Source organism: Maridesulfovibrio spiralis (SeqCode), assembly GCF_048571135.1.
GTDB classification, from domain to species: Bacteria; Desulfobacterota; Desulfovibrionia; order Desulfovibrionales; family Desulfovibrionaceae; genus Maridesulfovibrio; species Maridesulfovibrio spiralis.
Map to the genome: position 1 here is coordinate 518,194 of NZ_CP182344.1, position 22,141 is coordinate 540,334.

Genomic DNA, 22,141 nt, shown 5'->3' on the forward strand with positions numbered 1-22,141 from the left:
TTTTTATCTTCGCAAAGCAGATCTACTTATCAATAGATATACTGGTACATGCGTTTTCAGGTGATGCGCCGGATATTTAAATTCGTCCCCGGTCCCGATGTAGTAATCAAGGCGAGTGCCTTTGATTGCTTTACCGGTATCCTGCGCCAGACCTACCCCATTCACGCGACGCGAAGGCTGTCCACGTTTTGGATAGATATCCGTGCGGAACGAAACAATGGAACCAAGCGGGATAAGCTTAGGGTCAGTAGCAAGGCTGACCATTGATTTAAGCGACTTGCCGATAGCGGCCTGCGGCTGCCCGCGGGTTATCTTGAAAAAGATGTAACTTTCGTTTTTAGCCATCAACTCCCACATCTGTTCCGGATGGCTAAGCAGCCATGCCTTGATCTTTTCGCGGGAAAGCTGACTTTTTTTAAGAGTCCCGGTGTGGAGCATGATACTGCCCAACCCTTTGAAAGAAAGTCCGTTACTGCCGCTGAATACGGCTGTTCGTAACCGTCCGTCAGGAAGGCGCAAAACTCCACCTCCCTGTACATGCATATAGAACAGATCCACAGGATCTTTCAGCCATGCGACCTCAAGCCCTCTCCCGGAAAGAACCTTCTTGACGTCGATATCACGGCGGGAATGATACGGAAGTATCTTTCCATTTTCAACCCGGTAAGCTTTACGCAACTGCTCGGACCATGGATGGGTCTGGCCCGGACGAGCTTTACGCAGGTCGGGGGGAAGCCTGTAAACCGGGTACTTATATGGACCTTTCTTGGTCAGACTGGCCTCGATAACCGGAGTATAATATCCGGTCATTTCCGCTCCGGACTGAAGTTCATACCAGACAAAATACTTGCCAAGCAACTCCGGGTTCCGGTCCAGCCGGGGCAGCAACCTTTCCAAATCTTCAAGGGATTTGCGCAACTGCCCCCAGGTGAGGCGTAAGTCCTTTCGTTTGAGGGCCAAGCCTCCGGACGGGTTGCGCTGCACATATTCAATGGATTTGCGAATCTGCGGCCCCAGTTCCCGCCACGATTTCATGCTCTGGCTTTTCGCGGAAAGCCTGCGCGCAGCGAGGGCTGAAGCCTGCTGCGGAAGTTTGGAATAGCGCACTGGACCGGCAACAAATTTATTGCTCTCCCGTTTGCTTTTCCAGACCTTGGTTTTTGTGCGCTGGGTTACAATCCGCTTTTTGGGGACCGGGCTGACCTTGGTCGCACAGCCGCACAGCAAAGCAGAGAACAGGCAGAAAACAACCAGTAACTTAATGATGGAAATATATTTTTTCATTTGGATTTATGCTTCAATGACCACATCGCTGAACCGCCCGACTCCATATTCACGGCGGCGCAGGAATTTATCAGGTCCTGGTCCGATGATCTGCAGTTCACGGTGGCGACGTTGCACGTCCTGTGCAATGTGCATTTCCTTGGTACAACCGGTGGAATAAGTAGCATCCTTACCGGCCCAGACCGGAGGGACTTTCTCCCCCATCAATTCAAAACTGGCTTCGATATCGGCATAAGTCTGGAATCTCCAGATGGTGATGAATCCGCTACGCTGAACTTTCTCCCACATGAACATAAGGTCATCAGCATCCATGCCTTCTTCAAAATATTCCGCCGGGTTGATAATGTAAGTGTCAGCCAGCCTGTCGCGCAGATGGCCCACAAAAGTATTCAAAACCTTAATGGCTGTGTCCACTTGACCGGGGATACTGCCAACGATAGCGCTGTAGAACATGACCGCTTTACGCTCGCTGCGCGCCTGCTGCATCTCGGCGATAATTTCATTTGCCTTGGCGGAAATTCCAGCCTCGGTGAATTTATTTACCTTAGGAGATTTGGCCTTGAATTCAAGTTTAAACCTACCTTCAAGATTACGGTAAAAACAAATTATATCGCGGGTAAAAAGATTGCTGTTACCAATCAGCCTGCGTCTATTGCCCCAGCCCTTGGCCAGAATCAGGTCTGACTCCTTCCATGCACGGGCAAAAGTCACGCTGCAACGAATGAGATTAAGCCGTTCACGCGTGCCGTCAGAGATAACTACGAAAGGATTCTCCCGCAAGCTGGCCAGCAGATCATTCTTGGAAATGCGTTCCTCGGAAATAAACAAGGCATCCTTCAGGGCCTCGGCCAACAGATGGTTACTGTCACGGTCCCAATAGGTAGGTGAATCAAACCAGAAACCTTCCTTCAGGGCGAGGATCACGCTATGCCCCTGACGCAGCAAGGACTTGATCATCAGCAGGTCTGCCATCAACCCGCCGGTTTCATCCGGTATAAATAAAATTTTTAGCCCGCCGCCATTATCGTGAAAGAGGTCACGCACCGCGCTGAAATCAACTTCGTCACGGCCATACATTTTAGAAAAAACCTTATAATCCTCGCCGAACAAGGCCTGACTCCACTGATCCGGCAGACTGGAAAGCCTGAAAATACGCTCCAGTTCAATCATATCCAACTCGAAACGCATATCAGCGAGATTTTCACAGTCCGGCGGCGGATACGGACAGGATTCCATAGACTGCTTGAAAAAATCACTTTCAACAAAGGCTTTACCCCGGCTGAAAAGCAATTCTTTGCGATTGCGATAAGGGTCATCAAGACCACTGCGGGAAAGGAATATGGTGATCATATTCTTGAGCAGCCGTAAAGGGATCATAATGGAAGAGTCAAGAGCCTGCCTGAATTTGTGACGGCAAAGATTCAGAATCAGCTTACGCTGGTAACGGTCGGACACATGGTTTCTGACCAGCTTGACCAAAGCCCGCCAGACAAAAACATAAACATCGAGTAGATCCTCTTCCAATCCCGGTGTAACCAGTCTATTGAACTGCCAATCCGAGCAGGGAGCAAAAACCTGATCATCCTCAAGGGCAACCATAAAGCTCAATTGTTCAGGAGAAGCATTTTTGACAGGATCAATGCTGCTCTCCAAATGGTTTGCGGTCATGAAATGCAGAAGCCAGGCATCAAAAACCGGGTCTTCGCCATATTTGAGATTTTTAATAGAGGGAAAATCAGGCAGAATGCTCACTGGGGTCTACTCCGTAAGGAAGCCCTTGCTTCTCAGTTTTTCAAAAAAAGTATTGCTGCGGATGCGAGCCAGCATAAGCTCATTCTTATGACGGGAAACAACAATGCGATACCCTTCACTCAAAGGATAGGGAACACGTCCGTCCTCTGTGAGGTAAACATCCCCGGAAGCCTCGCCCACATCAATAGTCAACGGGGTATCCACAGGCAGAACCATCGGCCTTATACCATTAAGAAATGGACAGACCGGGGTCACACACATAGCCGCCAACTCGGGATGAACAAGAGGCCCACCTGCGGAAACATTATATGCGGTCGAACCTGTAGGGGTGGAGATAATCAAGCCGTCGGCGCGCAGATTTTTAATCCACTGCCCTTTCTGGCCGATGTCGAGGGAAATAATTCTGGCAACCGCCCCGCGGGAAATAACCAGATCATTAATCGCGACGCCGCGTGCAACAATCCCGTTACCTCGCTGCACTTCGTAATCGAATGCAGTACGCAGGGAAATATCAAGTTCGTCGCTGAAGAAATTTTCCAACGCGGTTTCCCAGTCATCAGGAAGCACCTCGGCCAGAAAACCGACCCGGCCATGATTGATGCCCAGTACCGGGACCTGCCAGTCAATTACATTGCCGGCAACGCTGATAAAAGTACCGTCCCCGCCGAGGACAAGCACGAGCATAGTTTTTTCCCGGTATGCCGAAACATTAATGCGAGCCGGAGGACACGGATGTTCAACTGTCCGTGATTCCACACCGCGCTGCTTTAGCCAGCCGGAAATCTCCCCACCCAGTTCAGCGGCAGTCCCGCCGCCGGATTTGGTTACAATTAAAACAGAACCTTGACTATTTGACATAGACAACTCTCCTATTAGAAAGAGGCCCAAGATTCAACTGTTTGCTGCCTTAAATAAAGAATAAAAACTTATCTTCTTCTACTATACTTTTTTTGCACAGATTCTAAGCTTATTTTTCCATCCCCACCTAAACCACTGTAAAAAAAAGAAAACATATTTCATTTTTTTCCTTAATTTACCCTAAAGTATATATTGAAACCTGCCGATACTGTATATGAGGAGGATTATATACTGTGGCTAACAACCCTGCTGAAATACGTAATATGCTGCGAACATATGGCAAGCAGCTGACCAGCGCCAAGCGACTGGCCCGATTCAGGCGTGCCCTGAACCGGTCCGAGTCTCCTGACACGGTCACTATTTCCAGGCAGGCAAGGCGCAGAGAGCTTGTGGAGAAGGTTTCCCGGGAAATTATAGAAAATTTAATCGTCTCGGGTAATGAAAATCCGGTAGTGTCCGATATATTAGAACAGCTGGAACTTGATTTCGGTGACCGCTATGTTTTCGAGTACCCACTCGACGGTAGCGATGTACAAGTTCTAAAAGAAACCCCGGAAGGCGTTTTTGACCTCCCGCGCGAAGAAAAGGCGCAGGTCATGAACCGTCTCTGGGAGATCACACTGGACAAGGTAGACCGGACCATGCTCTGATGCTGGCCGCTCCAGACAACCTCATACTATTGTAAATTTGGTAACCCCGGAGGGGATTATGAAGATTAACCAGTATAGCCAGACCCCTCTCAAGGCCTACTCTGAAAACCGGGTAAACAACGCTGCGGACAAGACTCAGAGCCAGCAGCAGAGTTCAGCTCCGAGCCGGGACGTTGTTAATGTCTCGTCACAGGCTAAGCTCCTCGGAACCGCACGGCAGACCGCCACCGAGAGCCCGGATACCAGAGAACAGAAGGTGAGAGACCTGCGGGAACAAGTGCGTTCAGGTACTTATAAGCCGGATATTCGCAAGACGGCCATGAACCTTATACGCGATGAAGTTGATTTTTTACGCTGAACAAATGAAAAACGGTGAAACCCTTTGAGGATTCCACCGCTTTAAAAGCTTGTCATATAATGGGAGATTTCCCGCACTGCTGACCCGGCAACGCCTTAAGTCACGGGCATAAATATAATTTATGCCCCGAACTTAAAGGATTAATCGTTCGCCGGGTGGAAGTGTGTCGGATATTTGGAGTCCACCTGCGGAACCTGCATGCCCCGCTTAGCCTCAGAGTTGATCACAATGGGGCCACCGAGGTTAAGAGTCGTCTCATCCGGCCTTCCCGGGGGAATGGTCACGGTTACAAGAACTGCAATCTGACGGATATTTTCCACCCGCAAAATTCTTTTTTCAGCTTCACTCAAGCGGACTTCGTAATCGTCCATGAAGCTGTAGGGATCAGCCACCAGAAGACCCAATCCCGGATCTTCAAGGCTTTGCAGAAGAAGAAAAGGAGAGCTTTCGCTGATCTGGATCAGGGCGAATTCCCTTTTGTCGTCAAAGCCGATCAATCCACGGGAAAAATAAATAATACCGTCGTCGGTAATTTCCCTTTCCCCGATACGGGTCCTGATTATTTTTGTTCTTTCTTTTGCCATAACTCGGTCGCAGCAAGAAGATCCTGCTCTGTGTTTTCAAGCGCCAAACGGTTCTGTTCTTTAATCTTGAGGTAAACCTCTTCCCTGTAGACAGTAGTCTCGGTCGGTATTTCAAGGCCCAGCTTAACCTGCCGTCCCTGAACACTTAATACCGTGATCTTTATGTTGTCATCCAGGTATAGGGCTTCCCCCGGTCTCCGGGTCAAAATAAGCATATCAATATGTGTGTAAATAATCCTTTTGGATTGTTTCTGCTTTGATCGAAAATGCCCTCCACTATGAAGAACATTTCCAGCACTGAGACTGTCTTAGCGCAAGTATCCCCTTGCGGGCAAGCACAACTATCTACATTTAATAAAATTATATATAATCAAGCAGCTTCATCTTCATAATCATGGAGGAACTCTTCAGCACCGCCTCATAAACAATCTGCTGCTGGGAAAGCTTGGTCATAAGCTCACCCACATCCACATCCTCAATATGCGAAATACGGTCCTTCTCGTTAAGCTCAAGACTTGAAAGAACCTGATCTGCCACAGCAAGCCTGTTCTCCCTGCCCCCGACATCAGCTGCCTTGGTCAGGATATGCTTCTGGGAAAGATTAAGACTTTCGAGGCACTGCTGAACTCCCGTCTGGTTGTTGGTCTCCAGAAAGGCCACAAGGTTACCCATTGTCTCAAACATATTCTGGGTAGCCGTGTTATTACTGCCCACAAGCATGCTGTCGCCACTGAAAACTACACTGGCTTCGGTTGCACCGGGCTGCTGGTAAACCCCGCCGAAAATATCCTTGCCCACATCATTGATGCGCACATATTCGTTTTCCTGAATCTGGACATTCATAGCCGCAGTGTCAGGGTGGACAACAAACTGTGCTCCGGAGCCGAGAGCATTTGTTCCGCCGCCACCGGTATTTGAAAAAATAGTCAAAGTACCGCCGGGAATGGTCAGCACCGCATTGGAAGCCACACCGTCAGCGGTCTTCACATTACCATCAGTCCATGTCACGCCACCATCGAGACTGTAGGAATAATCAATCTGGCTGGCGAGGTCTGTGGTATTATCAATCCTGACCACGACATCCTTGGAGAAACTGCCTTCTGCCTTGGTTCTGCCGCCTCCGAGATCGGTATTCATGCCCACTACATCAATGGCATCTTCATCATCACCCTTATAAACGGCTGTCGGACGTATCCACATCCATGTACCGTCAGTATCATTGGTGTTGCCTGCTGCGGTTTCTTTTACCGGAGTGCCGTTTTCAAGAGTCATGGTCACGCCGCCGAAATCAAGTGTATTACTTGTTCCGGTCAAAACACCGTCAACAAAAGTATCACCGCCGTCCTTGGAATAGCGATATCTGATATTAGGGTCAGTACCGATGACCCCGTTGTCCAAAAACTGGACCACTATAGTTTTTTCCGCACTGCCGGTAATTGTGAAATCCTGCGAGGAAACATTGGGATCGTTGGTGGTCATCCAGAGCCGTTCAGCAAAGGCATTATCTTCCACCTTATGCCCGGCATAGATACTCTTGCCTTCGTACTCGGTGTTGGCGAGCGAGACCAACTGCTGGAAAAGCTGTCGTGCTTCGTAACTGATCTGTTCCCTGTTGTCGTCAGTCAGTGTGCCGGATGCCCCCTGCTCGGCCAGTTCCTTGGCACGGGTCAGGATGGTCGAAACCTGAGTCAGGGTAGTGTCGGAAAGAGAGAGCCACCCCTTGGCGGTATCAATGTTATCCCGGTACTGTTTAACTGTAGCGAGGGTTTCACGGTGATCGAGAATACGGGCCATGCCCACAGGGTCATCAGAAGGTCGGTTAACCTTCTTCTGAGTCTGCGCCTGAATATTTGTCTCAACCAGATTGGTCAAAGACGTATTCATATTAGAAATATACGTATTGAAAAGCATTTGCTGCGATACTCTCATAGCCTTTCTCCCTCAGCCTTATTAAGCAACACTTTTAGTTCTTCATCCCGAGCAGGGTCTGAAGCATCTGGTCTGCAGTTGTGATCAACTTCGCCGCAGCAGTGTATGAATGCTGGTACTTGATCAGGTTACTCATCTCTTCATCAATGTTCACACCCGAAACAGACTGCTGCTTATCATTAAGATCGGATGCGAGCGTATTCTGGAAATTATAATTAAACTTTGCAGTCCCGGTATCCGCACCGACAACTGCGACAGTCCCGTCGTAATATTCGACCAGGGTCTGTTTGGTGGTCCCGTCAAAGGAAGTGGTGATATCCAGATCGGTCATCCCCATTTCCTTCATCTTGAGGGCATTGGTATTGTCGCCTTCGTTAGCTTCACCTGCGCCGTTGACGTGTCCGGCGTTGATGAAATCGACATCACCGTTCACCGCACCGTTAACTTCAATATCCACTGCTTCGGAACCGCTGAAAAAAGTATTCAGACCAAGAGCCGCATATAAGCCGGAGGTGTCGGTCCCCATTTGGAACTCATAGCCGTTATCAGCGTTAATCTGCAGCTTATGGTTAACGATGGATGCAGTCACATAAGTACCGAAGGTATCATTAATAGCCTTCTCCACATCCTCAAGGGAGTGGACCGAAGGATCAAAATTCTGCACACCCGGAGGGGTGATTGTGCTGAAATCAATCTGTCCGGAAGCTTCCATGGCTCCGGTAGTAGAGTTATAGAAATACATCAGCGAGTTACCGGACTGGAGCCTGTCCGCAAAAGGCAGCCCGGAAGAACCGCTACCCAGTGCCACTGAATCAGTTTCCACACCGTAGGTTCCCTCTAAGGAGACATGGGGCTTCAGCCCTGCACCCTGAGAGTGGATACGGTTGGTCTGCCAGACCAGTTCCTTGGTCACAGCGTCCATACGCTCTTTGTATCTGCCTACTGCGTTATCACGAAAGTTGAAGTAGCCGGACAAAGAACCACCGGTAATCCTTCTTTCATTATCCTGCCCGGCAAAGTTAATCTGCGGGGTGATGTTTTCCTTGGTGGAAGTATTCTCAACCCAGTACAAAGCACTCTTGGGTACGATGGTAAACTTATCGCCCTTGGCCATGGGGTTGGCAGGAGTAGCAGTGGAATCCGAACCGGTACCGAACCAGATCTTGAGGTCTTCAACCTGAATGGCTCCGGTATCACTGTTAGCTTCAAAAGTCTTAACGTTCCCGTTTTCGTCCTTGAGCCAGGTAGTTCCGCCGTCAAGGGAAGCCCTGTACTCGGCAGGCGGGGTACCGCTTACATCACCCGCAGTCACGCATTCCAGAGTGTATTCAAACTCACTGGAACCGGCGAAATAGGCCTGACCGTCGAATGTTGAGGTAGAACTCAGATTATTCTGGCTCTGCGGTCCGTCATAAGAAATACTGAAATGCTTATCGCCGTCCACCAGAGTCTGCCCGGCTCCGGTCAGGATAGTGATATTACCCTTTCCGTTATCGATCATCTTGGTATCCATGATCTCGGAAAGTTCACGAATCAGGACCGCTCTTTCATCATAAAGGGCGTTAGGATTATTCTGGCCGTCAACCTGCTCAACGTTGATACGCTGGTTGATCTCTGCGATGCGGTCCATGATGTCATTGGCCTTGGCTACATCCTGCTTGATATAATCCTCGACCTGCTGCTGATAGCGGGTCATGTCGTTCTGCATACTGTGCAGGGAGTTGACAAGGTTCGTGGTATCGTTAAGCAACTGCTGGCGGGAAGCTGCGTCATTTGGACGCTGGCTCAGATCCTGCCAGTCATTGAAAAATTTGGTCAGACTGGAGTTAAGCCCGTATCCCTTGGATTCGTTAAACAGGGACTCAACACTACTCAGAGTATTGTACAAAGTATCCCAGCGTTCACGCATGGTAGCTTTATCGTTATAGCTGTTCTCAACAAACTGGTCGAAATTACGATAAATCTCAGCAGCACGTACTCCGGTTCCGATCTGGCCCGGATTGTAATTAATGCTCATGCTCTCTTCGAGACGAACATTACGGCGGGAATATCCTTCGGTGTTAACATTCGAAATGTTATCACCGGTTACAGAAATCGCCGACTGGGATGCGAAAAGGGCCCCTGTGCCCAAATTCAGCAAGGAATTAACACCAGGCATTAGAGCCTCCCGTTAACTAAAGCAGCCTGCGGCTTGGGATTGAAGTAGCGTCCCCGTGCGGAATAAACATTCTGCTGCTTGGGAGTAATTTCCTTGTGCAGAAATTCCAGCATTGAGGAAGACTGTTCCAAAAGAGCCTGTGCCAGTTGATGGTTCTTGGTGGCCTGTACACCGCACTTCTGTTCAAAATCATCAATTTTGCCCAGCAGCTTTTCTATTTCCTTTCGCTGGACATCCTCAATGGCGGGAAGAACCTGTCCGAGTCTCTGTGCGGAGGGGTCAATTTTTTGAACAAAAGCTCTCATAGACATCCGCTCTGCAGAGATCTGACGCATAAGCTCCTGAATTACCAACTCTACTCCGGTTACGCCCTGCGGGTCTTTTTTCATGAGCAGGGAAAATTCTTCCTGAAGAAGCATAGAGAGCAACAAGACTGCCTTGGACTGCCTGTCAAGATTTGCCTGTATAAGCTTGATCATTGTTCCTCTCCTCCCTGTTTAAAACCTTATTTTTAAAGACTTTTTGTCTTTTACTTACGTTTCTTAACAAAATCTTATTTATATACCAGCAAGTTTCCTGCCAATTTCCTCGGCAGTAACACCCTGCACATAAACTTTAGTATCGTGCTCTTTCTCAATCTTACGGGCCAGCTCTTCGATTTTCGCCATGGCCTCGGTCCTGCTCAAAGGAGGCCGTTCTTTTGGATCAGCAGCTTTCTCACTATTCACCTGACGCTCAACACGCTGCCCAAAGGTAAAATCCTCATCTTCAAGAGAGATGCCCGGCTTAGGCATGGGAATGCCCGGCAAACCGTTCGAGGCGTCATCATTGATGGAGGCAAGACGGGTTCCATGAATGGAACCTTGACGCCCTACATCATCAAGAGTCTTAAGGGCTGTGGAGTTGCCTGTTCCCGGCAGGGTGGATTTGCTGGCATTGTCCAGCTTTGACCGCAGCTGGTCATAAAGCATATCACCCAATCCGATACCGCCGCCCTCGGCCAGTTTTTCAGAAAAGTCCTTATCGAACATGGCGGTGTACTGCTGCTCGTAACGATTACTGAGGTATCCACTCTTGGGAACGTTCTTGCGCATCTGCTGCCAGATCTTGCCCATGAAAACCGCTTCGAACTTTTTGCAAGCATCACGGAGCGATTTATCAACATCCTTTCCACCGGAAAGCCGGTCATTGAGAGTGGTCAGCTTATTCTTAAAGCCTTCCAGTTCCCTGCTTTCGGCATTAGCCTTTGCAGTAGCGGTGTTCATTGCGCTTTCTATCATTTTAGCTTTCCTCCAGTTTATGCATGGCCCCGGACTATTCCCGCCCGGACCACTTTCAACTCCATCTTTGCAAACTGCGCGCCATAAACAATAAACAACTATAAACACTAGCTTAACACAAACGCATCCTATCTATTTCCTGCAAATAAAACGCCTTCCAAGCCGTTTAGTCAGGACTTTGACTGAGCTGGTACGCCCATAATTCAGCCAAATAAAAAGCCCGGCAGTAAACTGCCGGGCTTAATAATCTATTATTTGTTGCTGTGCTGATCAGCTTAGATTTAAATAACTTCCAGTTCCGCGTGCAGTGCTCCGGCAACCTTCATTGTCCTGAGGATGGATATCAGGTCACGGGGAGTTGCACCGATGGCGTTAAGCCCGTCAACCAGCTCTTGCAAGGTGGCACCTTCAACAAGCATGAGTCTGTTGTTGTCCTCTTCGACCTGCAAATCGGTTTCGGGAGTAGTTACAGTCTGAGCACCTTCCGGAGCAAACGGACCGGGCTGGCTTACTTCCGCACCTTCAGCAATGACCACCTGCAGATTGCCATGGGCGATTGCGACCTTCGTCAGACGCACATTCCGCCCCAGAACCACAGTACCGGTCTTTTCATCGACTACGACCTTCGCCTTGGTATCAGGTGCAATTTCTATATTTTCAAGGGCAGCCATGAGCGGAACCATGTTACCCCGGAACTGATCCGGAATAGCAAGGTCTACAGTGGAAGCATCCACTGCGCTGGCATAGGAACCGCCCACAACATTGTTGATTCTCTTCACTACCTGCATAGTGGTTCCGAAATCGGATACACCGAGGTTGATAGTAATCTTCTGCTGACGGTTGAACTGAAAAGGAACAGATCGTTCAATGGTAGCACCGGAAGGAATACGGGCAACGGTAACCACGTTCTTGGATGCTGTGGCAGCCTCGCCGCCTGCGGAAAAACCGCCCACAGTGAGTGCTCCCTGAGCAAGGGCGTAGACCTTGCCGTCAATCCCTTTCAGGGGAGTCATCAACAACACGCCGCCGAACAAAGACTTACTGTCACCGATAGAGGAAACAGTTACATCAAGCGGAGCACCGGGTTTGGCGGAAACAGGCATCTTGGCAGTAACCATAACTGCGGCTACGTTCTTGGGCTTGATGGAACTGCGGTCAACCTGCACACCCATTTTTTCCAACATGTTGATCATGGAGGTAATTGTGAACGCGGAGTTGGTTCCGTCACCCGTTCCCGAAAGACCGACAACCAGTCCGTATCCGACCAGATCGTTGTCACGCACGCCACTGAAAGAAGAGATATCCTTCAAACGGACAGCTTCCGCTGGCTGCGCATGCATGAGAACGATGAACATAAGCAGTAAGCCTGCCGCCAGCCCTGCCGATATACTGTTCATCCTGTTAGCGAACTTCATCCTTTCCTCCATTAATCACTATGACTCTATAAAACCTTTCAGAAGCCAAGCCCTTTGACTAGAAGGGCCATACGTTGTCGAGAACTCTGGAAAGCCATCCGGGTCTCTGCTTGTCAGCAAGAATGCCGCGCCCGTAGACTTCGATATGTGCATCTGCCAGATAGTTGGATGCAACAGTGTTACTGGGACCGATATCTCGGTGGCGCAAAAGCCCGCGCACAACCAGAACCTGTGTCTCGTCATTGATGCGCACCTGACGCGCACCTTCCACCTGCATCACGTTCCCCGGAAGAATGCGGACAACTCGGCAGGCTACAGAAGCGGTGAGAGTTGACTCGTTTTTGGTCTCACCCTTGCTCGAAAAGTTATTTGAAGTGGCAGAACCGATCATGGGTTTATCACCGGAAGCACCGTTCATATTGAAGGGATCTATGGCAGTGGCAATACCGGCACTGAAACCTGTCACGCTCAAACTGGTATCGTTTGATTTTTCAGCCTTGGAGTCGGATGTGTGCTTGCCTTTACTGGTTTCGGAAACGGTGACGACCACGATATCGCCGATGCGGCGGGCGCGGTTGTCATCAAAAAGATATTCAGAATCAGCAGCCGCAAAAAGGGAACCGGGGTTATTCATGGGTTCCGGTTCGTACTGCGCAGGCGGAGTCATGACCGGCATCGGTGTCGGAGCCTGCTTGGCAGGGGAACACCCAGCACAAAAGGCCGTGAAGAGCAGAATTGCCAGTATTGATTTTTTCATCTTATTCATTCCTCCGCTTAGTTACTTAACCTGAACTGTCTGGGCGTTGACAACAGTCGCAACCACTTTACGCTTACTTTGCAAATTACGGACCGTAATAGTCTGCCCTACTCCGCCGTCCTCAAGGGATTCCACCGGAACAGTCAGCTTCAGGTGCTTGCTTCGAAACATGAGGGTAACCTTATCTCCCCTTGCGATGACCGGGGCAGGTTCAATTGAAGAGCGCATGATAGGCTGGCCGGTTCCTACGGGAATCTTGACCCTCCAAGGGCCGCCCTTTCCATCCCAGACTTTATTGCCCATGTGGGCCATATTCTTGCTCTTCCAGGTAATCAAATCAGGAGTAATCACTTCTTTACGGTTGATGGGCCGCACCGGACAGGGCACAGGAGCCCAGAGGTCTACGAAGACCGTCCCGGCCAACTGACGCAACACCCGCCCGTCTATGCTGACAACTTGCATTTTGAAGCTGTTGTTTCCCGGTTTGAGGGCCCGGGGGATCTGGACCCTCAATCCGTCCATGGAATCTTTAAAAAACAAGTGTGCCGGCAGCTTGAAATCCCTGAATTTGTAGTCTCCGCCCATGGCTTCTGCATATGGGGTCATAACTTTGACAACGGCCCTTTTAAGCTCTTCCTGCGACATAACCTTGCCGCCGGACTGCATGGTCAGGGTAGACGGAATAATGCAGTTACGAACCAGTTCACCTAGATAGTGCTGCAAGATAACGCGCAGCTTGTCGCGATTTACCCGCACCGGTTTACGACTCTTGCCCGGAGCATTCCACAGCTCGACACTTGAAAGGTCGGCCTTGGTCTGTTCCGGAAGATCGCCGTAGAATTCGGCAATATCGCCAAGTGTAACACGGGGATTGTTGACCACGGCGGCAGATTTAATCTTGATCCGCCAGTCGGTGTTCTGCTTCGAAGCCATGGCAGGGGAAGCTGCAAAAGCAGCCAGCCCGGCAGCCACCAGAAGCATCAGTGCTAACCTGCGAAAGTTTATGATCAAATCTGCCTTAGTCATGATTAAATCCATCCTTAAATTACCCGGAGAGCAGGATAGTTCCCACTCACCTCTATTTGGGAGTGCAAAGGAGCTTGGCCCTTCTGCCCGCCCGAGACGAAATCACCAGTCAAAAGCGCATCAGCGCCTCAATTATCTCTTAACATTAATTGCGGTCTGGAGCATGGAGTCAGAAGTGGTGATGGCCTTGGAGTTGGTCTCGTAAGCCCTCTGACCGACGATAAGTCCGACCATTTCATCAACCAGTTCAACGTTGGAGCCTTCGAGGTAACCCTGTGCAAGAGTACCGAAGTTGTCTTCACCGGGAGTACCCTGAATGGCAGCGCCGGAAGCTTCGGTTTCCAGATAAAGGTTTTTACCCACAGCATTCAGTCCGGCTTCATTGATGAAGTCGTAAACAGTAATGTCCGCGCTGGAAAGCTCGGTACCGTTTTTATCAAGAGCCGCAATGTGACCGTCTTCGGAAACAACAATGTTTACAGCCTCGGTGGGCACGGTAAATTCAGGCTGAAGCGGATAACCGTTGGAAGTCACCAAACGCCCTTCGCTGTCGAGCTTGAAGGCACCTGAACGGGTGTAGGCATCTTCGCCGTTACGGTCCACGAGGAAAAATCCGTTACCTTCGATAGCGATATCGAGCGGGTTACCGGTACTTTCAAAAGAACCCTGACTGAAGAACTTGTGGATGCTGACCTCTTTTACACCCATACCGATCTGCATACCGGTAGGCAGTCTGTTGCCGCCCTCAGTTTCAGAACCTGCGATACGCATGGTCTGATACATGAGGTCTTCAAATTCTACCCTGCTTTTTTTGAACCCCTGAGTGTTCACGTTGGCAAGGTTGTTGGAAAGAACATCGATGTGAGTCTGCTGGGCAACCATTCCTGTGGCCGCGGTCCAGAGTGAACGCATCATAATTTTATCCCCCTAAGTTATGAATTACATCGCTGCCCTACCAACCTGCTGAATGACCTTCTGGTCAAGCTGGTCGGTGGTGCTAATCATTTTCTGATACATTTCAAAGCTGCGCTGACACTCGATCATCGCAACCATTTCGTTAACTACTTCAACATTGGATTTTTCGATGTAGCCCTGTGCTACCTCACCTTCAGCAGGAACCTCGCCGCCTTCGTTGGAGAACAGATTCTCACCGTCTTTCTTCAAAGAACGATAATCTGCAGGCTGCACGAAATCGAGACGAGCGACTTCCTGACCGTCGGCGAAAATTACACCTTCACCGTCAACTGTTACCCGAGAGCGCGGCGGGAGATTAACCTCACCACCACCGGCCATAACCGGATACCCCTGCTCGGTTACGAGAGTTCCTTCAGAAGAGAGTGTGAAAACCCCGTTTCTGGTAAGGTACTGTCCGCCGTCTTTTTGAACTTTGAAAAATCCGTCACCGCGAACGGCGAGGTCGAGCGGGTTGCCCGTTTTCTGGAAGGACCCCTGAGACATGTCGATAACCTCTTCCGAAAGCCTTGGACGAGCCATAATTTTTGCTTCGGGAAGTATATCCTTGTCTCTTAAATAGGGCTTTGCATCAGCCACTGAGTCGTGGGCAAAACGGATGAAGGTGTCCTGAAAAGCACAGTTGTCACGTTTAAATCCCGTGGTATTGACGTTCGCCAAATTATTGGCACTGATATCAATCCTGTGTTCATTGGACATTGCCCCGTACAAGGCACTGAAAATACTGGCTCGCATGTCTTTTTCTCCTGAAAGAAGATTCTCTTCGCATTAGTTGGTGCACGTTATCATGCAAAGTGCAGGCCAAAAAAAAGACTCGAATAAAAAAAAATCCCGGCCAAGCGTAACTTGACCGGGACATATTCAACTATGACGGCGAGACTATCAGGCGGTACAGAAAATAACTCCACCCACCCTGATCTCGGGAACAACTCCTTGGGTTGCGTCCGGAGTAAGAAATCCAATAGTAGCATCCGTGACTTCAAAAGGCACAGTCGCATCAACACTACGCACGCCTTGGGTTGCGGGAAGAGTATCCACCTGCCCGGCAGGACCGGGAACAGTGGAGCCAGCCGGACCTGCGCTGAAGGTCGCGGAGGGGGCTGCTGTCACATGGCCCGCAGGCCCGGCAACGATATTATCAGTAAGTACCGGCATTTTTGCATCCCTTTTTGTTGTTCCTTATTAATTATAATAATTCCAGAACTGATAAAGTCAAATTTAAACACAGAAGGGGTTTAAGTCAAAGGATATCGGCTTGCGGGTGTTATAATATAATGATAAAGATCATGTTCGTATATCCTGCTCCTAAAATTGCAATTTCCCTATTCCTGCCGTAAACACACTTTCTGGGCTTGACATTGATCAGGCTTATGTCTAAGTTGCTGAACTCGGTGCGGGTGTATCTCAGTGTCCCCAATGGGTATACATCGTAGACTTTTGACGTTTCAGGCAAACCTCATACATTCGCATCAGCCTCAATTTATAACCTTTTGTTGGGTTAAGATGCTGAGGTGGGCCTTTTTCAGGTCCACTTTTTTTTATTTTGTCCGCCTGAAAACCAGCAACACGGGGTAAATCGTGGAACAAGGCTCATTAGCCAAAAAAGTTAGCCAGTTCGTGGAACCTGCCATCGAATCTATGGGACTGACCCTTTGGGGAGTGGAAGTTACCTCTGCCAACCGTCCGGCTGTTATCATCTACATCGACAACGAAAAAGGTGTGAGCATCGACCAGTGTGCCGAAGTAAGCAGAGATGTAGGTCTCATGCTTGAAGTCGAAGAAATTATCGACAGCGCATACATTCTCGAGGTTTCCTCTCCGGGACTGGAACGCAAATTTTTCAAACCTGAGCAGGTGTCCGCATATATCGGAAAGAAAATGGACATCGCCCTGGTATTTTCTATTGAGGGCCGCAAGAAATTCAAAGGTCTCCTTCAGGATACCAACGAGGAAGGACTGACCCTCAAACTTGATGATCAGGAAGATCCCATCAACATTGAATGGGATAGAATTAAAAAAGCAAAACTCATTCATGAGTTTAAATAAAAATTAATAAGGCAGTCATTCGGCTGGCCGGCACAACAATTGTGCCTCGGAAGTTGTGCCGAAGCGGAGGAGCGATATGGGTTCTGAACTCAAAAAGGCGATTGACCAGATCAGCAAAGACCGCGGGATCGACAGAGACCTGCTCATCGATACCCTTGAAGAAGCGGTTCGTTCTTCTGTGGCCCGCAAATACAGCGACGCCATGGATATCGAGGTCAATTTCAATGAAGAAGCCGGCGAAATCGAAGTCTACCAGTTCAAAGTAGTTGCCGAAGAAGTTGAAGACGAAATCAGCGAAATTACTCTCGAAGAAGCAAAAGAACATGACCCCAACGTCCAGATCGACGATGAAATGGGCTTCAAGCTCAAAGTTGAAGATCTCGGCAGAATCGCCGCCCAGTCCGCCAAGCAGGTTATCATTCAGCGCATGCGTGATGCGGAACAGGAAATCATCTACGATGAATTCAAAAACCGCATGAACGAAATCGTCAGCGGTATCATTCAGCGCCGCGACCGTACAGGTTGGATTATCAACCTCGGCCGCACCGAAGCTGTTCTGCCCAAAGGCGAACAGATTCCCCGTGAAAGATACAAACGCGGCGACCGTGTGCAGGCATTCATTATTGATGTACAGAAAGAATCCCGCGGCCCTCAGATCGTGGTTTCCCGTTCACATCCCGACTACATGACATCACTTTTCAAAAGGGAAGTCCCCGAAGTGGACGACGCAACAGTCAAAATCATGGGTGTTGCCCGTGATCCGGGACTGCGCGCCAAAGTAGCGGTTAACTCTCTTGACCGTGATGTTGATCCGGTCGGCGCATGCGTCGGTATCCGTGGTTCCCGCATCCAGAACATTGTTCAGGAACTACGCGGCGAACGCATCGACATCGTTGTCTGGAGTCAGGATATCGCTAAATATGCCCAGAACGCTCTATCCCCTGCGGTAATCACCAGAATCGCAGTTGATGAAGAAGAAAAGATCCTTGAAGTTGTCGTTCCCGATGATCAGCTGACCGTAGCTATCGGCCGCAAAGGTCAGAACGTAAAACTGGCTTCAAGATTGCTGGGATGGAAAATCGACGTTTTCACTGAAAGCCGCTACGGCGAAATGAATGCCGCAAGCAAGGGCATGGATCAGGTTGCCAGCGTTGCTGAGATTCCAGTAGACAATTTTATTTCCGCCGGCTTCGAGACCGTAAGTCAGGTAGCCAACGCTTCCGAAGAAATCCTCATGTCCATTTCCGGCATGACACCTTCCAAGGTGTCGGACATCAAGTCCGCAATCATGCTGCTGGGTATCGGTGCAGATGAGGAGGATGTTGTAGAAGAAGCGGTACAGGAAGAGATTCCAACCGAAGCTCCCGTTGAAGCGGAAGAGCCGATAGAAGAATCCGCAGACGAAGAAGCTGCTCCGGCAGAAGAAATCACTGAAGATGCGGATGACGAAGAAGAAGCTGAATCACAAGCTTCTGACGAAGAAGAATAATACACTCCGGGGGAAACCCCGGAGATTTTAATAAAGGCAGTTGTATTTGACCGGAAAGGACAGCACAGAAAAACATGTACCGACAAGGTCATGTGTCATTTGCAGGCAGCGTTTTGCCAAAGAAGAACTGTTCAGGTTCGTTGTGGGCAAGGGGGCTTCCGACAGCGGACTTATTCCGGATGAGAAAAAGGTAATGCAGAGTCGTGGATATTATGTTTGCGACAATGATAAATGCCTTGAAAGATTTAAATTTTTTCGGCCACGGAAGAAGAACTTCAGGGGGTAGAACCATATGGCTTCAAAAATCAAAGTAAAGGAATTGGCCACCGAACTCGGGGTCAATGCCAAAGATATCCTTCAAAAACTCCGCGAACACGGTGTACAGGCAAAAAGTACTGTAGCCGCGATTGATACGGAGCAGGCAGATGCGATCCGTAAGGAACTTACCGGCAAGTCCGGCAAAGTAGAACAGCGCGAAGTTCAGCCCGGCGTAATCGTTCGCCGTCGCAAAGGCGGACGCAAAAAAGCTAAAGCTGATGAGCCCGAAGCAACTGCCGAGGCTCCGGCTAAAGAAGAAAATAAAGAAACTCCTGTTGAAAAAAAACAGGACGCTCCCAAAGAAAAGGCTCCTGAAAAGAAAAAGCCCGCCAAGAAAGCTCCTGTGAAAAACGAGAAGCCCAAGGTAAAAATCATCAAGCCTGAAGAACTCCACAAGAAAGAAGAAGCCCCCGCCAGTGAAAAACCTGCAGCTCCCGAAGTGGATACTCCCCCCGCCGCAAAGGTTGCTGAAGAAAAAGAGGCCGTAAAGGAAGCTCCGGCTGCTAAAAAAGCCGAGTCCAAAAAAGAAGAGGCTCCTGTGAAGCCCAAACCCGAGGCGGGAAAAAAACCTGCGGGTGAAGGCGAAAAAGCTAAAGAAGCTGAGCCTAAAAAGAAAAAGCGCAAAAAGAAAAAAGAAATAGAAGCGCCTAAAGTAAAAATTATTTCCAGACCTGATCCTAATCTTCAGGCTGCCCAGCGTGCAGCAGAAGGTCCGGGTGGTGCAAGACGCCGTCCTTCCGACAGCGATGGAGACCGTCGCGGCGGTCGCCCCGGTGGTCGTCCCGGTGGACCCGGTGGTCGTCCCGGCGGACCCGGTGGTCGTCCCGGCGGACCCGGTGGTCGTCCTGGTGGACCCGGTGGTCGTCCCGGTGGACCCGGTGGTCGTCCCGGTGGACCCAGTGGTCGTCCCGGTGGCGGCGGAAGACCCGTTCCCGGAGCACCTGCCCCCGGCAATGATCAGAGCAAGAAGAAGAAATTCAAGAAGGATAAGCGTGTAGTCGAATTCGGTAAAGATTACCGCAAAAGCGATAACGAGAGAGAACTTGAGAGCAAGTTCCGCGGCAAAAAGAAAGGCCGCAAGAACAAGGGCCGCATGGAACAGGCTCCTGTTCAGCAGAAGCCGCTTAAGGCAGCCAAGCGTAAAATCAAGTTCAACGAAGCCATCCGTCTTTCCGACATGGCTCACCAGATGGGACTCAAAGCTCAGGAACTCATCAAGACTCTCTTCGGACTCGGTGTAATGGCTACCATTAACCAGTCTCTTGACCTTGATACTGCAACTCTGCTTGCTTCAGAGTTTGAATACGAAATCGAAAACGTATCTTACTCTGAGGAAGAGCTGCTTCTTCCCAAAAGCGATTCTGATTCGGATAAGGAAGAAAACCTCAAGCCCCGTCCGCCCATCGTTACCATCATGGGTCACGTTGACCACGGTAAAACATCCTTGCTGGATGCCATCCGCCACAGTGCGGTTACCGACGGAGAGGCTGGCGGTATCACCCAGCACATCGGTGCATACCACGTTGCCACTGACCGCGGCGAAATCGTATTCCTCGATACTCCCGGTCACGAAGCGTTTACCACCATGCGTATGCGCGGAGCACAGGTTACCGATATCGTTATCCTTGTTGTAGCAGCTGATGACGGCGTCATGGATCAGACCCGTGAAGCTATCAGTCACTCCAAGGCAGCAGGTGTACCCATTGTTGTTGCAGTCAACAAAATGGATAAAGAAGGCGCCAACCCTGAACGCGTACAGCGCGAACTGGCTGACTTCGACCTCGTCCCTGAAGACTGGGGTGGAGATACCATGTTCGTTCCCGTATCCGCTAAAATGGGTACCGGTCTCGACAACCTGCTCGAAATGGTCCAGCTGCAGGCTGAAGTTCTCGAACTCAGAGCCAACCCCGACAAGGGCGCACGCGGTAACATCGTTGAAGCAAAACTCGACAAGGGTCGTGGTCCTGTTGGTACTGTTCTCATTCAGGAAGGTACCATCAATCAGGGTGATCCTTTTGTCTGCGGCCTCTATCATGGACGTGTACGTGCCATGTTCGATGACCGCGGTCGCAAGATTGAAACCGCTGGTCCGGCCTTTCCGGTCGAGATTCAGGGTTTTGACGGTATCCCCGAAGCCGGTGATGAATTTATCTGCGTAGCTGATGATAAAGTCGCCCGCCGCATTGCACAGGAACGTAAACTCAAGCACCGCGAACGCGAGTTGGCTGGTAAGTCCAAGGTTACCCTTGAGTCTTTCCTCGCCTCCAAGCCGGATCAGGATGCACAGACACTCAACGTTGTCCTCAAGGCTGACGTACAGGGTTCACTTGAAGCGATCAACGAAGCCCTTGCCAAGCTGGCTACCGACGAAATCAAAGTCGAAGTCATCCACGGCGGTGCAGGCGCGATCACTGAATCCGACATCCTGCTGGCCTCCGCTTCACAGGCAATTATTATCGGCTTCAACGTAAGACCGACTGTGAAGATCAAGGAAATCGCTGAACGCGAAGAAGTGGAAATCCGCTTCTACGACATCATCTACAAGCTCGTCGGCGAAATCAAAGACGCGATGGGCGGCATGCTCTCTCCGGATATCAAGGAAGAGTACCTTGGTCAGGCAGAAGTCAAACAGACCTTCTCCGTACCGAAAGTTGGTGTCATCGCAGGTTGTTACGTTGTCGATGGCAAGCTGACCAGACATGCTCAGGTTCGTCTGCTGCGTGACGGCGTAGTAATCTACACCGGTTCCCTGACTTCTCTGAAACGCTTTAAGGATGACACTAAAGAAGTGGCCAAGGGCTACGAATGCGGTGTCGGCCTTGAGAAGTTCAACGACATCAAAGAAGGCGACTTCATCGAAGCCTTCCAGGTCGTGGAAGTTGCAAGAACCCTCGAATAAAATAAAAACATCAGGGGCGGATTTTAATCCGTCCCTGTTTTAAAATTTTAAATATGATCATCGGCGTACTCACACTGGAATTCAGGCTGCACGGAAATAGATCTCTCAAAGGGAAGCGTAAAGTCGCTCTCAGTTTAAAACAGAAGCTGCGCAACAAATTCAATCTCAGTGTTTCCGAAGTAGAAGCTCAGGATGTACACGAAAAATTAGTGCTGGCCGCAGTGACAGTTGCCAATGAAACCCGCAAGGTTGAATCGACCTTATCTAAAGCCCTAGCTATGATCGAGGCTATGGCACCGGCCGAACTTATCCATTGCGAAACAGAAATTTTCAGTTCCTGATCTTTATGATCAGGAATATTTTTTT

At 49.8% G+C, this 22,141-nt stretch carries 22 protein-coding genes; 7 read left to right on the forward strand and 15 right to left on the reverse strand.

Features of this window, described 5'->3' with window-relative positions; translation table 11 throughout:
- Positions 1-3: 3 nt before the first annotated feature.
- The 3 genes from ACNI29_RS02395 to ACNI29_RS02405 are packed head-to-tail and all read right to left on the reverse strand — an operon-like array spanning position 4 to position 3,894.
- The gene (locus tag ACNI29_RS02395; RefSeq protein WP_419780587.1) at positions 4-1,284 is read right to left on the reverse strand and encodes an MltA domain-containing protein; all 1,281 of its coding nucleotides are present in this window, start codon (positions 1,282-1,284) and stop codon (positions 4-6) included.
- Between the two features lie 6 nt (positions 1,285-1,290).
- Positions 1,291-3,036 carry an ARMT1-like domain-containing protein gene (locus ACNI29_RS02400; RefSeq protein WP_419780588.1) on the reverse strand — a complete coding sequence of 582 codons (1,746 nt, stop codon included), beginning with the start codon at positions 3,034-3,036 and terminating at the stop codon, positions 1,291-1,293.
- Between the two features lie 6 nt (positions 3,037-3,042).
- A complete protein-coding gene (locus ACNI29_RS02405) occupies positions 3,043-3,894 on the reverse strand; it encodes an NAD(+)/NADH kinase (protein WP_419780589.1) in 852 nt (283 codons plus the stop codon).
- A gap of 233 nt (positions 3,895-4,127) precedes the next feature.
- Between ACNI29_RS02405 and ACNI29_RS02410 the strand changes: the two genes are divergently transcribed.
- Entirely contained in the window at positions 4,128-4,544 is a 417-nt protein-coding gene (locus tag ACNI29_RS02410; protein WP_419780590.1) for a DVU0524 family FlgM-associated protein, read from the forward strand.
- Between the two features lie 58 nt (positions 4,545-4,602).
- Entirely contained in the window at positions 4,603-4,902 is a 300-nt protein-coding gene (flgM, locus tag ACNI29_RS02415) for a flagellar biosynthesis anti-sigma factor FlgM (RefSeq protein ID WP_419780591.1), read from the forward strand.
- A 140-nt stretch (positions 4,903-5,042) separates the two neighbouring features.
- Here flgM and fliW read toward each other — a convergent pair whose 3' ends face one another.
- The 12 genes from fliW to ACNI29_RS02475 form a co-directional block, all read right to left on the reverse strand.
- Entirely contained in the window at positions 5,043-5,486 is a 444-nt protein-coding gene (fliW, locus tag ACNI29_RS02420) for a flagellar assembly protein FliW (RefSeq protein ID WP_419780592.1), read from the reverse strand.
- Positions 5,462-5,701, reverse strand: coding sequence for a carbon storage regulator CsrA (gene csrA, locus ACNI29_RS02425; RefSeq protein WP_419780593.1), 240 nt, complete (start codon positions 5,699-5,701; stop codon positions 5,462-5,464). Before csrA ends, fliW begins: the two co-directional genes overlap by 25 nt.
- A gap of 145 nt (positions 5,702-5,846) precedes the next feature.
- Positions 5,847-7,415 (reverse strand): flagellar hook-associated protein FlgL, encoded by a 1,569-nt coding sequence (flgL, locus tag ACNI29_RS02430; RefSeq protein ID WP_419780594.1) that lies wholly within the window; start codon positions 7,413-7,415, stop codon positions 5,847-5,849.
- Positions 7,416-7,449: 34 nt separating this feature from the next.
- Positions 7,450-9,573, reverse strand: coding sequence for a flagellar hook-associated protein FlgK (flgK, locus tag ACNI29_RS02435; RefSeq protein ID WP_419780595.1), 2,124 nt, complete (start codon positions 9,571-9,573; stop codon positions 7,450-7,452).
- The gene (gene flgN, locus ACNI29_RS02440) at positions 9,573-10,052 is read right to left on the reverse strand and encodes a flagellar export chaperone FlgN (protein WP_419780596.1); all 480 of its coding nucleotides are present in this window, start codon (positions 10,050-10,052) and stop codon (positions 9,573-9,575) included. The genes flgK and flgN overlap by 1 nt, the downstream gene beginning before the upstream one ends.
- Before the next feature lie 78 nt (positions 10,053-10,130).
- On the reverse strand, positions 10,131-10,853 hold the full coding sequence (locus ACNI29_RS02445) for a rod-binding protein (protein WP_419780597.1): 723 nt from the start codon (positions 10,851-10,853) through the stop codon (positions 10,131-10,133).
- 281 nt (positions 10,854-11,134) lie between these two features.
- Positions 11,135-12,268: a flagellar basal body P-ring protein FlgI gene (locus tag ACNI29_RS02450; protein WP_419780598.1), complete on the reverse strand. Its 1,134-nt coding sequence runs from the start codon at positions 12,266-12,268 to the stop codon at positions 11,135-11,137.
- A gap of 58 nt (positions 12,269-12,326) precedes the next feature.
- Positions 12,327-13,025: a flagellar basal body L-ring protein FlgH gene (locus ACNI29_RS02455; protein WP_419780599.1), complete on the reverse strand. Its 699-nt coding sequence runs from the start codon at positions 13,023-13,025 to the stop codon at positions 12,327-12,329.
- Positions 13,026-13,046: 21 nt separating this feature from the next.
- A complete protein-coding gene (flgA, locus tag ACNI29_RS02460; RefSeq protein WP_419780600.1) occupies positions 13,047-14,051 on the reverse strand; it encodes a flagellar basal body P-ring formation chaperone FlgA in 1,005 nt (334 codons plus the stop codon).
- Between the two features lie 132 nt (positions 14,052-14,183).
- The gene (flgG, locus tag ACNI29_RS02465; protein WP_419780601.1) at positions 14,184-14,966 is read right to left on the reverse strand and encodes a flagellar basal-body rod protein FlgG; all 783 of its coding nucleotides are present in this window, start codon (positions 14,964-14,966) and stop codon (positions 14,184-14,186) included.
- 24 nt (positions 14,967-14,990) lie between these two features.
- The gene (gene flgF / locus ACNI29_RS02470) at positions 14,991-15,758 is read right to left on the reverse strand and encodes a flagellar basal-body rod protein FlgF (RefSeq protein ID WP_419780602.1); all 768 of its coding nucleotides are present in this window, start codon (positions 15,756-15,758) and stop codon (positions 14,991-14,993) included.
- Between the two features lie 147 nt (positions 15,759-15,905).
- Positions 15,906-16,178, reverse strand: coding sequence for a hypothetical protein (locus ACNI29_RS02475; protein WP_419780603.1), 273 nt, complete (start codon positions 16,176-16,178; stop codon positions 15,906-15,908).
- A 423-nt stretch (positions 16,179-16,601) separates the two neighbouring features.
- Here ACNI29_RS02475 and rimP point away from each other — a divergent pair, with 423 nt between their 5' ends.
- The 5 genes from rimP to ACNI29_RS02500 all read left to right on the forward strand — a co-directional run bounded on the left by rimP (position 16,602) and on the right by ACNI29_RS02500 (position 22,116).
- A complete protein-coding gene (gene rimP / locus ACNI29_RS02480) occupies positions 16,602-17,069 on the forward strand; it encodes a ribosome maturation factor RimP (protein ID WP_419780604.1) in 468 nt (155 codons plus the stop codon).
- Positions 17,070-17,145: 76 nt separating this feature from the next.
- The gene (gene nusA, locus ACNI29_RS02485) at positions 17,146-18,558 is read left to right on the forward strand and encodes a transcription termination factor NusA (protein ID WP_419780605.1); all 1,413 of its coding nucleotides are present in this window, start codon (positions 17,146-17,148) and stop codon (positions 18,556-18,558) included.
- A 46-nt stretch (positions 18,559-18,604) separates the two neighbouring features.
- Complete coding sequence (locus ACNI29_RS02490; RefSeq protein WP_419780606.1) at positions 18,605-18,844, forward strand: YlxR family protein; 240 nt, start codon at positions 18,605-18,607, stop codon at positions 18,842-18,844.
- A 6-nt stretch (positions 18,845-18,850) separates the two neighbouring features.
- On the forward strand, positions 18,851-21,775 hold the full coding sequence (gene infB, locus ACNI29_RS02495; protein ID WP_419780607.1) for a translation initiation factor IF-2: 2,925 nt from the start codon (positions 18,851-18,853) through the stop codon (positions 21,773-21,775).
- Between the two features lie 53 nt (positions 21,776-21,828).
- On the forward strand, positions 21,829-22,116 hold the full coding sequence (locus ACNI29_RS02500; protein WP_419780608.1) for a DUF503 domain-containing protein: 288 nt from the start codon (positions 21,829-21,831) through the stop codon (positions 22,114-22,116).
- Positions 22,117-22,141 lie beyond the last annotated feature (25 nt).

Excerpts from the sequence above, each read along its gene's own strand:
- ACNI29_RS02395 (WP_419780587.1), bottom strand. The coding sequence starts at position 1,284 with ATGAAAAAATATATTTCCATCATTAAGTTACTGGTTGTTTTCTGCCTG.
- ACNI29_RS02405 (WP_419780589.1), bottom strand. The coding sequence starts at position 3,894 with ATGTCAAATAGTCAAGGTTCTGTTTTAATTGTAACCAAATCCGGCGGC.
- flgM (WP_419780591.1), top strand. The coding sequence starts at position 4,603 with ATGAAGATTAACCAGTATAGCCAGACCCCTCTCAAGGCCTACTCTGAA.
- fliW (WP_419780592.1), bottom strand. The coding sequence starts at position 5,486 with ATGGCAAAAGAAAGAACAAAAATAATCAGGACCCGTATCGGGGAAAGG.
- csrA (WP_419780593.1), bottom strand. The coding sequence starts at position 5,701 with ATGCTTATTTTGACCCGGAGACCGGGGGAAGCCCTATACCTGGATGAC.
- flgL (WP_419780594.1), bottom strand. The coding sequence starts at position 7,415 with ATGAGAGTATCGCAGCAAATGCTTTTCAATACGTATATTTCTAATATG.
- flgK (WP_419780595.1), bottom strand. The coding sequence starts at position 9,573 with ATGCCTGGTGTTAATTCCTTGCTGAATTTGGGCACAGGGGCCCTTTTC.
- flgN (WP_419780596.1), bottom strand. The coding sequence starts at position 10,052 with ATGATCAAGCTTATACAGGCAAATCTTGACAGGCAGTCCAAGGCAGTC.
- ACNI29_RS02445 (WP_419780597.1), bottom strand. The coding sequence starts at position 10,853 with ATGATAGAAAGCGCAATGAACACCGCTACTGCAAAGGCTAATGCCGAA.
- ACNI29_RS02450 (WP_419780598.1), bottom strand. The coding sequence starts at position 12,268 with ATGAAGTTCGCTAACAGGATGAACAGTATATCGGCAGGGCTGGCGGCA.
- ACNI29_RS02455 (WP_419780599.1), bottom strand. The coding sequence starts at position 13,025 with ATGAAAAAATCAATACTGGCAATTCTGCTCTTCACGGCCTTTTGTGCT.
- flgA (WP_419780600.1), bottom strand. The coding sequence starts at position 14,051 with ATGACTAAGGCAGATTTGATCATAAACTTTCGCAGGTTAGCACTGATG.
- flgG (WP_419780601.1), bottom strand. The coding sequence starts at position 14,966 with ATGATGCGTTCACTCTGGACCGCGGCCACAGGAATGGTTGCCCAGCAG.
- flgF (WP_419780602.1), bottom strand. The coding sequence starts at position 15,758 with ATGCGAGCCAGTATTTTCAGTGCCTTGTACGGGGCAATGTCCAATGAA.
- ACNI29_RS02475 (WP_419780603.1), bottom strand. The coding sequence starts at position 16,178 with ATGCCGGTACTTACTGATAATATCGTTGCCGGGCCTGCGGGCCATGTG.
- nusA (WP_419780605.1), top strand. The coding sequence starts at position 17,146 with ATGGGTTCTGAACTCAAAAAGGCGATTGACCAGATCAGCAAAGACCGC.
- infB (WP_419780607.1), top strand. The coding sequence starts at position 18,851 with ATGGCTTCAAAAATCAAAGTAAAGGAATTGGCCACCGAACTCGGGGTC.
- ACNI29_RS02500 (WP_419780608.1), top strand. The coding sequence starts at position 21,829 with ATGATCATCGGCGTACTCACACTGGAATTCAGGCTGCACGGAAATAGA.